Origin of the sequence: Mesorhizobium sp. RIZ17, from assembly GCF_051127865.1 — a bacterium.
GTDB classification, from domain to species: Bacteria; Pseudomonadota; Alphaproteobacteria; order Rhizobiales; family Rhizobiaceae; genus Mesorhizobium; species Mesorhizobium humile.
Genome location: NZ_CP147861.1, coordinates 499,639 through 512,926, shown reverse-complemented (window position 1 = coordinate 512,926; position 13,288 = coordinate 499,639). Strand labels below are relative to the sequence as shown.

The window sequence follows — 13,288 nt, the reverse complement described above, 5'->3', positions numbered from 1 at the left end:
GCGTTTCACCGTTTCACAGAAACGGCGAACCGCTCTATCTCTTTGTTTTGACGCAATTCCGGACGGAAAACCGCTCACACTTTTCCTGGAATTGCTCTAGGAAATTTTTTTATCGACCTTGTGTCGGGAAGGGCCCTAGTGTCGCGTCCTTTGATACGGAAAGGACCTGCCATGCTCTACGCCATCCTCTGCTACGCTTCCGAAGACGTCGTTTGCTCCTGGAGCAAGGAACAGGACGATGAAGTCATGGCTAAGCTCCTCAACGTGCAGGACAAATACGCCAAGGCGGGTCGGCTCGGCCCCGTGGCGCGCCTTTTGCCGACGACCGCGGCGACCACGCTGAGAAAGGTCAAGGGCGAGGCGGTGGTGCTGGACGGCCCGTTCGCCGAGACCAAGGAACAGTTCCTCGGCTTCTACACGCTCGAATGCAAGGATCTCGACGAAGCCGTCGCATTCGCGCGGGAGCTTTCCGAGGTCAATCCGAGCGGCGGCTCCTACGAGATCCGGCCGGTTTCGATCTTCAACCCGACAAAGGTCGCGGTATGACGGAGCTTGCCTGGATAAGCAACGCGATCAGCAACGCCCGTCCGCAGGCGATGGGCGCGCTGCTGCGCTACTTCCGCGACCTCGACGCCGCGGAAGAGGCTTTCCAGGATGCGTGCCTGAGGGCGCTCAACAACTGGCCGAAGAACGGGCCGCCGCGCGATCCGGCGGCCTGGCTGATCTTCGTTGGCCGCAACAGCGGCATCGACGCCGTGCGCAAGCGCGCCAAGCAGGCGCCGATGCCGGAAGAGGACCAGGTTTCCGATCTGGAGGACGCGGAGAGCGACATGGCCGAACGGCTGGACGGCGCGCATTACCGCGACGATATCCTGCGGCTGCTGTTCATCTGCTGCCATCCGGATCTGCCGGCGACGCAGCAGATCGCGGTGGCGCTGCGCATCGTCTCCGGCCTCACCGTCAAGCAGATCGCGCGCGCCTTCCTGGTTGGCGAGAGCGCCATGGAACAGCGCATCACCCGCGCCAAGGCGCGCATTGCCGATGCCGGCGTGCCGTTTGAGACGCCGGGCGCGGTCGAGCGCTCGGAGCGGCTCGCCGCTGTCGCGGCGATGGTCTATCTGATCTTCAACGAAGGCTATTCGACCAATGGCGGCGAGGCGCCGGCACGGGCGCCGCTGTGCGAAGAAGCGATCCGCCTTGCCCGCCTGTTGCTCAGGCTCTTCCAGGCCGAGCCGGAGATCATGGGGCTGACCGCGCTGCTCTTGCTGCAGCATGCCCGGGCGCCGGCACGGTTCGACGAGAATGGCGAGATCGTCCTGCTCGAGGACCAGGACCGCTCGCTGTGGAGCCGCAAGATGATCGACGAGGGCCTGGCGCTGGTCGACAAGGCGCTGCGCCACCGCAAGCCCGGCCCCTACCAGGTGCAGGCGGCGATCGCGGCGCTGCATGCGCGGGCTGCTGTCGCCGAGGACACCGACTGGACCGAGATCGACCTGCTCTACGGCCTGCTGGAACAGATGCAGCCGTCGCCGGTGGTGACGCTGAACCGGGCTGTCGCGGTGAGCAAAGTGAAGGGTGCCGAAGCGGCGCTTGCCATGATCGAGCCGCTGGAAGAGCGGCTGTCGGGCTATTTCCACTTCTTCGGGCTGAGGGGCGGGCTGCTCATGCAGCTTGGCCGCAACGAGGAGGCGCGTGTCGCCTTCGACCGCGCCATCGCCTTGGCCAACACCGCCGCCGAGGCGGCGCATATTCGCATGCATATCGACCGGCTGATCAAGGAAAGCGCCCAGAAGCCGACGATCCAGAAAGCGCGCTAAGGCGTGTTGATATTCAGGTGAGGCCGGCCTGCAAATGACGGCTTCCTGCGCTTCCGGTGCTCACATACCGGAAGTACGCTCCGCTCCGGTTCTCGGAACCCATCCAGTTTGGTCGCTTCGCGCCCGTCTTCGACTCCGACTCGGCCTGACCTGAATCTCAACACGCCTTGGCCGTGGTTTGCTGTCTGGCCCAATTCCGCGCTCCGGCCTTGGACCATACCGGGGTGGCGGTTTTTCCCCGAAACGAGTAATGCCACGCCATCAAAGCGCCCGGTCGTGCCCGACGGCACGTCCAAGATATGGCGCGTGGCTTCATTCCGCCCTGCGAGGCGGGATCTGAAAGGGACAAAAATGACACTAGCGAAGGAAACGGCCGCACTTCTTGAGAAACTGGGCGTCGCCAAGGATGCGCTTTCAGGAGGCGATCTTATCGTGCGCAGCCCGGTGACGGGTGAACAGATCGCGGCGCTGAAATCGATCTCGGCCGCCGATGCCGGCAAGGCCATCGATGCCGCGCACAAGGCCTTCCAGTCCTGGCGACTGGTGCCGGGGCCGAAGCGCGGCGAACTGGTGCGCCTGCTCGGCGAAGAATTGCGCGCGCATAAGGACGAGCTCGGCCGGCTGGTGTCGATCGAAGTCGGCAAGATCCCGTCCGAAGGGCTCGGCGAAGTCCAGGAGATGATCGACATCTGCGATTTCGCCGTCGGTCTCTCCCGGCAGCTCTATGGCCTCACCATCGCCACCGAGCGTCCAGGACATCGCATGATGGAAACCTGGCATCCGCTGGGCGTGGTCGGCGTGATTTCGGCCTTCAATTTCCCGGTTGCTGTTTGGTCTTGGAATTCGGCGCTCGCCTTCGTCTGCGGCGACGCCGTGGTGTGGAAGCCCTCGGAAAAGACGCCGCTGACCGCACTTGCCTGCGAGGCGATCTTCAAGCGCGCCGCCAGGCGTTTCGGCGCGGACGCGCCGGCAGGACTGCTGCAGGTGCTGATAGGCGACCGCGTCGCCGGCGAGGTGCTGGTCGACCATCCGAAAGTGCCGCTGGTCTCGGCCACCGGCTCGACGCGCATGGGCCGCGAGGTCGGTCCCAGGCTCGCCAAGCGCTTTGCCCGCGCCGTGCTGGAGCTCGGCGGCAACAATGCCGGCATCGTCACGCCCACCGCCGATCTCGACATGGCGCTGCGCGCCATCGCCTTCGGCGCCATGGGCACCGCCGGCCAGCGCTGCACGACGCTGCGGCGCCTGTTCGTGCATGACAGCGTCTATGACGCGCTCTTGCCGCGGCTGAAGAAGGCCTATCAGTCCGTTTCGGTCGGCAATCCGCTGGAGGGCAAGGCGCTGGTCGGTCCGCTGATCGACAAGGCCGCCTTCGACGGCATGCAGAAGGCGCTCAAGGAAGCCACCGCCCATGGCGGCAAGGTGACGGGCGGCGCGCGGTTCGAAAACGGCCATCCGGACGCCTATTATGTGCATCCGGCGCTGGTCGAGATGCCGAAGCAGGTTTCGCCGGTGACGGAGGAGACCTTCGCGCCGATCCTTTATGTGATGAGATACACCGATTTCGACGAGGCGCTCGAGCAGCACAACGCGGTCGGCGCCGGCCTGTCGTCGTCGATCTTCACGCGCGACCTGCAGGAATCGGAGCGGTTCCTCGGCGTGGACGGTTCGGACTGCGGCATCGCCAACGTCAATATCGGCACCTCGGGCGCCGAGATCGGCGGCGCGTTCGGCGGCGAGAAGGAAACCGGCGGCGGTCGCGAGAGCGGCTCGGACGCCTGGAAGGCCTATATGCGCCGCGCCACCAACACGGTAAACTTCTCCAAGGCGCTGCCGCTCGCGCAAGGCGTGTCGTTCGACATCGACTAAGGACGGCAGCAGGCGCCGCGAATTGCGGCGCCTGTCTCGATTGCCTCGGCATCTGCCGTGCGGGGGATATCGCCGCTCAGAAAGCCTTGCCGGTTGCCGGATCGAACAGGCGAAGCGCGTCCGCGTCGAAGACGAACGCGCAGGGCTGGCCTTTGGCGACGCGGGCTTGCGGCGGCAAGGTTGCCGTCAGCCTTTGCGAACCGATCCTGGCGGTGGTGACCTGCTCGGGACCGGTCAGCTCGACGACGTCGATCTCGACCGGGAGCGACATGTCGGCGCCGCTGGCCGGTCCAAGGCGGAGTGCCTCGGGCCTGATGCCGGTCACAACCGAAGCACCGTTGCGGACGGCGCTGGCGTAGCGTTCCGGTAGCGCCAGCCGCGCATCCGAGCCGGCGATGGCGAGCCTGCCGTCCTCGACAACCGCTTCCAGCATGTTCATCGCCGGCGCGCCGACGAAGCCGGCGACGTAGAGCGTCGCCGGGTGGTTATAGATCTCCTGCGGCGTGCCGAGCTGTTCGATGCGGCCGTCACGCATGACGGCGATGCGGGTCGCCAGCGTCATCGCCTCGATCTGGTCGTGCGTGACGTAGACGACCGTGGTGCGCAACATCTCGTGCAGGCGCTTCAATTCGGTGCGCATTTCCATGCGCAGCTTGGCGTCCAGATTGGAGAGCGGCTCGTCGAACAGGAAGACCTGCGGCTTGCGCACCAGCGCCCGGCCGATGGCGACACGCTGGCGCTGGCCGCCGGAGAGCTGGCCGGGCTTGCGGTCGAGCAGGTTCTCGATCTGCAAGAGTTTCGCTGCTTCGCGCACCGCCTTGTCGCGCTCGGCGGCGGGAACCTTGCGCATCTCCAGGCCGAAGCCGATGTTGCGGCTGACGGTGAGGTTCGGATAGAGCGCGTAGGATTGGAAGACCATGGCGATGTCGCGGTTCTTCGGATGCATGCCAAGCACCGAACGGCCGCCGATCAGCACGTCGCCGCTGGTTGCCTCGGCGAGACCGGCGATGATGTTGAGCAAGGTGGACTTGCCGCAGCCCGACGAGCCGAGCAGCACCAGGAACTCGCCGTTCTCGAGCGCGACGTCGATGCCTTTCAGCGTCTCGACGTTGCCGTAATTCTTGCGGACATCGCGGATTTCAAGCGCGCTCATGGACGGCATCCTCGAACTGGATCGGCCCGCCATAGTCGCGGGGCAAGGTTGATATGGCGCGCGAGGCCACCAGGATGGCGGCGGACAGGCAGTCCTCGAGCGGCCTGCCCTGTGCCAGCGCGGCCAGGAAAGCGGCGTTGAAGACATCGCCGGCGCCGATCGTGTCGATAACGCTGACGCGTGGCGCCGCCGCTTCAATGAGTTTGCCGTCGGTGCCGATGGCTATCGCGCCGTCCGGTCCGCGCTTGACGACGACGGTTGCGCCGTCCCTCATGCCGTCGCGGATCTTGCGCGCCGCTTCCGCCGGACTTGCCAGGCCGGCCAGCGTGGTCGTCTCGACTTCGTTGAAGAGGGCCAGTTCGCAGCGCGACAGCCAGCCGCGCGCGGCGGTGCAGTTTGCTTGCGTCCAGCCGTCGATCGGCCAGCCTGTGTCGAGCGCGACGGCGATGCCATGCGCTTCGGCCCAGTCGAAGAAGGCGTCGTAATCGCGCGTCAGGTCGTCGGTGAGGAAAGAGCCGCAGAGCAGCGCATAGCCGCCGGAAAGCCGATTGCCGTCCAGGACGGAGAGCACGTCAGCCAGTCCGAACCGGGGCAGGTGGCCGCGCGTGGTGAAGAAGGTGCGCTCTCCGTCGGGATGGGTCATGCCGACCGACAATGTCGTGCCTTCGGGACGAACCGGCCAATTTTGCGCGCGGCGCCCGAAGGCTTCGCGTAGCCAGCGCCCGAACTGGTCGTCACCGATATTGGCGGCGATCTCGAAGTCGACGCCGAGCGCCTGCCAGGCAAGTGCGGTGTTGCCGGCCTGGCCGCCGACGCGCAGATCGTCGTGATCGACGACGGTCTCCGTGCCCGCCTTCGGCCAGGGCGCGACCGGCCCGACGATCAGGTCGACATTGACGTTGCCGATCACCGCGAGCGGCAGCATCACTCGCTCCGGGTGATCTTGGTGGTGCGCACCGGCGTTCCGGCATTGTCGACGCGGGAATCGGCGAAGGCGATCATCAGGCGTTGCGCCACCGGCAGCATGGCGAAGATCGCCGCCAGTCCGGAGGCGGGCTTGAAGCTCAACGTGACGGCGCCCGCGACCGGCGACATGCCCGAGGCGTCGAAGACGATCAGCGGCGCGCCGGTTTCGACGACGGACAGGGCCATTGCGGTGACGAGGTCGGCGGTCGGGTCCTTGCCGCGGAAAAGCACGATGCCGATCTTCGGCCCGAGCATCTCCATCGGCCCGTGGCGCAACTGGCCGCCTTCGAGCGAGTAGCAGGGCAGGCGCGACAGTTCGGTGAGGCCGAGCGCCAACGCTTCGGCCACACCCTGCAGGCTGCGGCCGGATGTGACCACGGTCGCAACAGTGCCGAGCGCCGCAAGAGCGGCATCGGTCGCAACCGTTTCCGGCATTTTGAGCGCGGCAAGTGCTGCGGCGGGATCATCGCCGAGCGCGGCCAGGATGGCGAGATGCAGGGCGAAGGTCACGGTCAGGCTGCGGGTTGCGGCAAAAGCGAGCTCGGTGCCGCCGGCGCCGACGAGGCAAGGCACGGTGCGACCAAGGAAGGAGCCGGCCTCCAGCGTCAGGCCGAAGGTCTCCGTGCGGTCGCCGGTCTCGGCAAACCAGCGCAGCACCTCGGCGCTCTCGCCGGACTGCGAGGTGACGATCACCGTCCTGCCGTCAAGCGGCAGCGGCTGTCCGAGCTGCTCCGACAGCGGCAGCGCGATGGCGTCTATGCCATGCGCGCGATAGAGCGGCTCGACGGCGCGCGCGACGGCATGCGAGGCGCCCATGCCGAGCAGGACGAGCCTGCCGTTCTTCCTGATCGAGGCGGCGACCTTGGCGGCTGTCTCTCGATTGCTCTCGAACGAGGCAAGCGCATCCGTATGCTGGCGCGCCATCTCGCGGTCGATCGCGAGAAGCCCTGCCGGGCGGTTCTTTTCTGCAGTCATGATTACCCTTTCACCCCGCCGCTGGTCAGGCCCGAGATCAGCGCGCGTTGCATGACGAGGCCGATCAGCACCGGCGGCAAGGCCGCGAGCACGCCGGCGGTGGCGATCAGTCCGTAGTCGGAGACACGGCCGCCGGCGAGATCGGCGATGGCGACCGTCAGCGTCTTTGCCCGCTGGTCCGAGGTGAAGAGCAGGGCGTAGAAGAACTCGTCCCAGGCAAGCAGCACGGCAAACAGCGCCGATGTCGCCACCACGGGCGCCGCCAGCGGCAAGGTGATGATGCGCCAGGTCTGGAACAGGCCGGCACCGTCGATCATCGCCGCGGCCTCGATCTCGCGCGGGATGGAATCAAAACCCGATTTCATCAGCCAGGTCGTGAAGGGCGCGAGGATCGTCAGATAGATCAGCGCCAGGCCGAAGACGTTGTTGAGCAGGCCGAGCCAGGACAGGCCCATGTAAAGCGGCACCGAGAGCGCCACCGGCGGCAGCATGTAGGTGGCGATCACCATGGACAGCGACCAGCCCACCGAAGGCGTGCGCGAGACGGCCCAGCCGGCCGGCACGGCAAGGACAACAGCGGCAAGCGTCGCCATGCCGGCGACCTCCAGGCTGTTGCGCAGCGAGGCGGTGAAGGCGGCGCCGGCGCTGTTCTCGGCCGTCGACAGAAGTTGCGCGTAACGGGAGAAGTCGGCCGCCTGCGGCCACCAGCGCAGCGGCTTGGCGGCGAGATCGGCCGCCGGCGATATGCTCATGACGAAGAGCCAGGCGAGCGGCGCCAGGATCACGGCGGCAAGCAGGAGGGCGCAGGCATAGACGAAAACGGTGAAGAGCGAGCCCTTGCGTTCCATCAGGTCGCGCTCCCCGCGGTCTTCCTCACCAGCGTCGCATAGGCGACGGCGAGCACGGTAACGAGCAAGGTGACGATCAGCGCCAGCGAAGCGCCGGAGCCGGCGCGCTGGAAGGAGAAGGCTTCCTGGTAGACGAGGATCGACAGCGAGCGCGTGCTGTTGGCCGGGCCGCCGCGGGTCATCACCCAGATGATGTCGAAGACCTTGAAGGCCTCGATGGTGCGCAGCACCAGCGCCACCATCAGCGGACCGGCGAGATAGGGCAGGATGACGAAGCGAAAGCGGTTGAACGGGCCGGCGCCGTCGACGAGCGCCGCGGCGGTGATGTCGCGCGGTACCGCTTGCAGGGCGGCAAGCGCGATGAGTGCCACAAGCGGAAAATTCTTCCAGCAGTCGGCGACGATCAGCGCCGCAAGCGCCGTGCCGGGCTCACCCAGCCAGGAGCGATAGTCGTCGATGAGATGGAGTTGCGTCAGCGCTGCGTTGAGCGCGCCATATTCGGGATTGTAGATCAGCCGCCAGAGCGTCGCGTTGACGACGGTGGGCAGCGCCCAGGGCAGGATCATCAGCCCACGCAAGACGGCGCGGCCCCGGAATTCCTGATTGAGCAGAAGTGCCGCAAGGACGCCGAGCACCATCTCGGCGGCGACCGAGACGACCGCGAACCAAGTGGTGGTCGAGAGCGTGCGGGTGAAATTCGAGCTCGTCAGCATCCTGGTGTAGTTGTCGAAGCCGACGTAATTGCCCGCCGTGCCGACCAGTTGGGCGTCGGTGAAGGAGAGCCTGACGGTATCGACCAACGGCCAGCCGATAATTGCGACCATGATCACCAGGAGCGGCAGCATCAACAGCCACGCGCGAGTCGTCATCCAGGTGCCTGACATCAGAGGCGCATCTCTTCCTTCATCCGATCAGAAATAGCACGGGCGGCGCTCGTGTATGAGGCCGCCCGCTTGTCGGGGAACGCCAGATCAGAGGCCGCTGTTTTGCGCAGCCGTCTTGAGCGCGTCTTCCGGCGTCGCCTGGCCGAGCAGCGATTCCTGGATCGCCTGCTGCAGCGCCGTCGACAGCTGCTGATATTTCGGCGTGGTCGGGCGCGGATACATCGCGGCGAGACCGAGCTTGGCGGCGGCGATCAGTTCTTCCTGGCCTTTGGTGACGGCCGGATCGTCATAGGACGAGGCCCAGATCGGCAGCGAGAGCTTGGCATACTGGTTCTGCGTCGCCTGCGAGGTCATGAACTCGATGTATTTCCAGGCTTCGTCCTGGTGCTTCGACACCGCGGTGATGCCGAGGCCCATTGAGCCGTTGACGGCCGAGACCTCGCTGGTGCCCGCAACGCCCGGCGCCGGCACGACGCCGACCTTGCCCGCGACCTTGGAGTCCTTCGGATCGTTGGCCATGTTGTACATGTAGGTCCAGTTCAGCGCGAAGGCGGCATCGCCGTTCTCGAACACCTTGCGGACGTCTTCCTCCAAAAATTCCTTGGAATTCGGATTGGTGAGGCCCGACTTGTAGCTGTCGACCATGTATTTCAGCGCCGAGAGGCCGCCGCCGTTCTGGAAGTCGGGCTTGCCGTCCTTGAGGAAGTCGCCGCCATAGGCGCTGACCAGCGTGGTGTAGTCGCAGACGGCGGCTTCGGCCTGCGACCAGCTCCAGGCGACCGGCGTCTTCAGAAGGCCCTTGTCCTGGATGATCTTGGCCTGCTGGCCAAGTTCTTCCCAGGTCTTCGGCGGCGCCTTGATGCCGGCCTTTTCCAGGATTTCCTTGTTGTAGAACAGGTATTTGGTGTCGAGGATCCACGGCATGCCGTAGTACTTGCCGTCGTACTGGACGGTGGTCCAGGCGCCCGGCAGCACGCCCTTCTTCATGTCGTCGGTGATTTTCGACGATACGTCGACCAGCACCTTGTTGGTCGCATATTCGGCCGGCCAGATGACGTCGAACAGCACCACGTCATAGCCGCCGCCCGATCCTTGAGCGAGCACGGTCTTGTCGTGCAGGCCTTCATAGGGGACGAATTCGAGATTGACCTTGATGTCCGGATTGGCCTTGGTGAAGGCCTCCGTCATCGAGCGCACGTCGGCTTCGCTATAGGCGGCCTGCGCCATGAAGAGCGCGTTCAAGGTGGTTTCGGCGAAGGCGTGAGGGACGAACAGTCCGCCGACGAACACTGCGCCCAGAAGTGTCTTACCGATCGATTTCAGCATTTGTCTTTCTCCCATTTTCGACAGCTGCGAGTGGGCGGCCAAGGCCGTGCCGCTTCCTCGAATTCGCATCGCGTCTGACCGGATCCGTCCCCAACGGCGTGCGGCTGAGCCCGAAAGCTTTGCCGTCTTTTTGTAGAGCCGCGAGGGTCTCGCCTATTAAGTCAATTCGCTTGACTTAATTAGTCGATCAATCCTTTAATGGAGTCAAGAGGGGAAACGACGGTGCACGACATCAGCCCGATCCGTGCCAAAAGCGGCACCAACCAGGAAGGCACCAGCGCGCATAACCGCCGCGTCATGATCGAGGCGCTGCGGCTCAACGGCGCGCTTTCGCGCGCCGACCTGGCGCGGGCTACACAGCTTACCAAGCAGGCGGTTTCCAACATCATCGAGGATCTCGAGCGCGATGGACTGGTTGTCGCGCTGGATGCGGTGCGCAAGGGCAGGGGGCAGCCCTTCACGCCCTACCGGCTGGTTCCCGAGGGAGCCTTCGCCATCGGGCTGCAGATCGACCGGCATCTGACACGGGTGGTGGTCGTCGACCTTGTCGGCAACGTGGTGGCGCGTGCCGAGGCCGGCCTGCCCCTCGACGAGCCGTCGCCGGGCGTCCAGACCATCCTGGGTCTCATCGCGCATACGAGACGCGAACTGACGGACATCTCCGCCCAGTCCGAACGGCGGCTGGTCGGGCTTGGCGTCGCCATGCCGGGCCCGTTCGGTCTTAAAGAGTCCGACGACAAATGGATGATGCCGGCCTGGCAGCAGTTCCCGTTGCTGGAGACGCTTACGGCCGGGACCGGATTGAGTGTCGGGCTGCAGAATGACGCCGCCGCCTGCGCCACGGCTGAGCGCATCGTCGGCGCCGCGCACGGTGTCGATCATGCAGTCTGCCTTTATGTCGGCTACGGCATCGCTGCCGGGCTGATCCTCAATGGCGAACTCTACAATGGCGGCAACGGCAACGCCGGCGAGATCGGCAGGGCACTGCTGTCGCCGGCCGGGCCTGGAGCTACGCCGCTCGAGCACCGTGCCTCGCTCGCCTCGCTGTACCAGCATCTCGGCCTCAACCCGGCCGATGAGCATCTTTATGAAAAAATAGGCGCTCTGGCCGCCGCCGAGGATGCGAAGGTGATGGGCTGGATCGAGGGCGCCGCGCACGATCTGCGCTGGAGCGTGCATCTGATCGAAACGATCTTCGATCCGCAGACTGTCATCCTCACCAGCGGCGCACCCGAGGCGTTGGCGGGCCGCTTGCTGCAGGCCATACATCCGCTGCTGCCGTCGATCGCCGACCGCCCCGGGAGGCGATTGCCGCGCCTGCAACTCGGCATCACGGATCCATGGGCGATCGCCGTGGGCGCCGCGGCCGAGCCGATCAGCCGGGCCTTCGATCCGCGTTTTTCCGCGATCCTGAAGGCCGGATAGAGCAATTCCAGGAAAAGTGCGTCGCGGTTTTCCGTCCGGAATTGCCGCTCTAAAGCGCGTAGCGCTGAAATGGATTCAGGCGACGCGCTTTTAGGTCTTGTTTTGATGCATGTCGTTGTCCCAGAACCGCTGCACACTTCTGGGCGACATGCATTAGAAAACGGAAAGCGGTCAGTCCGTCGCCTGTGTCGTGCAGGCGGCGAAAGCCGCGTCGATGATGGCGAGCTTGACCGCCTGCGCGGTGATGTATTCGCCGTAGAATTCCTTCGATATCCACATGACGGAATGGCCGCGCTGCCCGAGCCAGCCGACGCTGCCGAGCGTCTCGGCGTCGCGAAGTTTGCGCGCAAGATGGGTGCGCGACAGCTTCAGCCATTTGGCGAAATCACCGATCGACAGCACGCCGGTGGGGATGCGCTCCTGGCCCGCATCTTGCGGGTCGACGCTGGCGATCAGCCAGTCCATGACGACGCCGCCATTGTTGAGCCAGGTGAACAGCGAAAAGGTTTGTTGCGGCTCGCGCACCGGCACCGAGGAAATCAGGCCGTCCGCGATCAGCGGCTGCAACTTGGCCAGCATTTGCGGCCTTGCCTGAAATGTTTCCAGCCGCTTCGCGCCGTCAAGCGCGTCAAGCGTGCTCAGATGCATATGAATCCAGCCGATCAACGGCTCCAAGGTCATGGCGGGCAGTCGCAAGGGGCGAATGCGGCCGTCATCGCCCGCCGGCCCGACCTCGATGAAATTATAGTGCTGCATTTCCTTGATGAAGGCATGTGCAGTGTTCCGGCTTGCCACCGCGTGCTGAACGGTGACGTCGACAAAACGCGCCGCCGTCATTTCTTTCCGGTAGTCGCTGGGATCCCTGCGGAAATGCAGGGCAAGGCCGATATGGGCCATCAGCCAGCGTTGCTGGGTGGCAAAGACCGAGGATGCCCGCGGGTTTCTTTCATAGGCCTGCTGCATCGCCATGGCCTGTGCGCGCACACAAGCATGCAGTGCCGGGTGACCGGCAATGTCCTCGTAGGTCACGCACCCTCCCAGCTTCCACCCAAAGATGCTGTAGTCTCGCAAGTTGCGGATAGCAGTTTTGGCCGGCACCCGCCAGCGTGGGCGCCGGTTTTGCGCGCCGCAGCGCGGAGTTTGACGGTCAGCGATCCTTCAGAGCCGAGTGACAGGCTTCGAAGGCTTCGTCGACGACGGCGAGCTTGGCTGCCTGGACGGCCATGTACTCGTCGAAGAACTGCCGCGAAACCCACATCACGGAATGGCCGCGCTGGCCGACCCAGCCGATGCTGCCGAGCGCCTCGGCATCATGGAGCTTGCGCGCCAGATGGGTGCGTGAGAGTTTCAGCCAGCGCGCGAACTCGCTGACCGATATGACGCCGGTCGGGATCGTGTCGAGATGGACGTCTTCGGGATCGATGCCGGACATCAGCCAGTCCATGACGATACCGCCGTTATTTAGCCAGATAAACAACGAGAAAGTTTGTCCAGGCTCCCGCACGCCGTTGCTGGCCAGCAATCCGTCGGCGATCAACGGCTGCAAGACAGGCAGCATTTCGGGCTGGTCGAGGAAGGCTGCCAGCCGGGTTCCGCCGTCTATGCGGTCGAGTGTCCTCAGATGCGCGTAAATCCAGCCGGTGAAGGTGGCGATGGTGCCCGCCGTGACCCGCATGGGGTGGGCGCGTCCGTCGCCGCTGGCCGAAATATATTCGGCGATGTTGTAGTGCAGCATCTCCTTGACGAAGGCTTCGGCGGTGTTGCGGCTGGCCACCGAATTGCGGCGCACGACCTCGATGAAACGCGCCATCGTCATTTCGGTGCGGCGGTCGTTGGGATCGCGCCGGAAATGCAGAGCCAGGCCGACATGAGCGAGCAGCCAGCGCTGCTGGGTGGCAAACACCGCCGCCAGCCGCGGGCTCGTTTCATAAATATGGATGAGCGCCTTGGCCTGTTCCTGGACATTGCTAAGCGCTGCCGGATGACGGGCGATCTCTGCGGCACTCAGCGGCATTTCCTGCGGCACTC

12 protein-coding genes are annotated in these 13,288 nt (G+C 65.0%); 4 read left to right on the top strand and 8 right to left on the bottom strand.

Annotation, left to right across the window (positions count from 1 at the left end; translation table 11 throughout):
- Positions 1–171 precede the first annotated feature (171 nt).
- The 3 genes from WDX12_RS02540 to amaB all read left to right on the top strand — a co-directional run bounded on the left by WDX12_RS02540 (position 172) and on the right by amaB (position 3,683).
- Positions 172–546, top strand: coding sequence for a YciI family protein (locus tag WDX12_RS02540; RefSeq protein ID WP_320293227.1), 375 nt, complete (start codon positions 172–174; stop codon positions 544–546).
- The gene (locus tag WDX12_RS02535) at positions 543–1,817 is read left to right on the top strand and encodes an RNA polymerase sigma factor (protein WP_434723816.1); all 1,275 of its coding nucleotides are present in this window, start codon (positions 543–545) and stop codon (positions 1,815–1,817) included. Before WDX12_RS02540 ends, WDX12_RS02535 begins: the two co-directional genes overlap by 4 nt.
- 351 nt (positions 1,818–2,168) lie before the next feature.
- A complete protein-coding gene (gene amaB, locus WDX12_RS02530; protein WP_434723815.1) occupies positions 2,169–3,683 on the top strand; it encodes an L-piperidine-6-carboxylate dehydrogenase in 1,515 nt (504 codons plus the stop codon).
- 76 nt (positions 3,684–3,759) lie between these two features.
- Here the strand turns inward: amaB and WDX12_RS02525 are convergent, their stop codons facing one another.
- The 6 genes from WDX12_RS02525 to WDX12_RS02500 all read right to left on the bottom strand — a co-directional run bounded on the left by WDX12_RS02525 (position 3,760) and on the right by WDX12_RS02500 (position 9,835).
- Positions 3,760–4,836 carry an ABC transporter ATP-binding protein gene (locus WDX12_RS02525; protein ID WP_434723814.1) on the bottom strand — a complete coding sequence of 359 codons (1,077 nt, stop codon included), beginning with the start codon at positions 4,834–4,836 and terminating at the stop codon, positions 3,760–3,762.
- Positions 4,823–5,761 (bottom strand): PfkB family carbohydrate kinase, encoded by a 939-nt coding sequence (locus WDX12_RS02520; RefSeq protein ID WP_434723813.1) that lies wholly within the window; start codon positions 5,759–5,761, stop codon positions 4,823–4,825. The genes WDX12_RS02525 and WDX12_RS02520 overlap by 14 nt, the downstream gene beginning before the upstream one ends.
- Complete coding sequence (locus WDX12_RS02515) at positions 5,761–6,777, bottom strand: SIS domain-containing protein (protein ID WP_434723812.1); 1,017 nt, start codon at positions 6,775–6,777, stop codon at positions 5,761–5,763. Before WDX12_RS02515 ends, WDX12_RS02520 begins: the two co-directional genes overlap by 1 nt.
- Positions 6,778–6,779: 2 nt before the next feature.
- Entirely contained in the window at positions 6,780–7,625 is an 846-nt protein-coding gene (locus WDX12_RS02510) for a carbohydrate ABC transporter permease (RefSeq protein WP_320293233.1), read from the bottom strand.
- Positions 7,625–8,509, bottom strand: coding sequence for a carbohydrate ABC transporter permease (locus tag WDX12_RS02505; protein ID WP_320293234.1), 885 nt, complete (start codon positions 8,507–8,509; stop codon positions 7,625–7,627). Before WDX12_RS02505 ends, WDX12_RS02510 begins: the two co-directional genes overlap by 1 nt.
- Before the next feature lie 87 nt (positions 8,510–8,596).
- Positions 8,597–9,835: an extracellular solute-binding protein gene (locus tag WDX12_RS02500; protein ID WP_434723811.1), complete on the bottom strand. Its 1,239-nt coding sequence runs from the start codon at positions 9,833–9,835 to the stop codon at positions 8,597–8,599.
- Positions 9,836–10,057: 222 nt separating this feature from the next.
- On the opposite strand from WDX12_RS02500, the gene WDX12_RS02495 reads away from it, so the two are divergent.
- Positions 10,058–11,260, top strand: a complete 1,203-nt coding sequence (locus WDX12_RS02495; RefSeq protein WP_434723810.1) for an ROK family protein — start codon at positions 10,058–10,060, stop codon at positions 11,258–11,260.
- Between the two features lie 171 nt (positions 11,261–11,431).
- Here the strand turns inward: WDX12_RS02495 and WDX12_RS02490 are convergent, their stop codons facing one another.
- Together WDX12_RS02490 and WDX12_RS02485 are read right to left on the bottom strand one after the other, a co-directional pair.
- Positions 11,432–12,229, bottom strand: coding sequence for a hypothetical protein (locus tag WDX12_RS02490; RefSeq protein ID WP_434725763.1), 798 nt, complete (start codon positions 12,227–12,229; stop codon positions 11,432–11,434).
- Between the two features lie 178 nt (positions 12,230–12,407).
- On the bottom strand, positions 12,408–13,274 hold the full coding sequence (locus tag WDX12_RS02485) for a hypothetical protein (protein ID WP_434723809.1): 867 nt from the start codon (positions 13,272–13,274) through the stop codon (positions 12,408–12,410).
- Between the last annotated feature and the right edge of the window lie 14 nt (positions 13,275–13,288).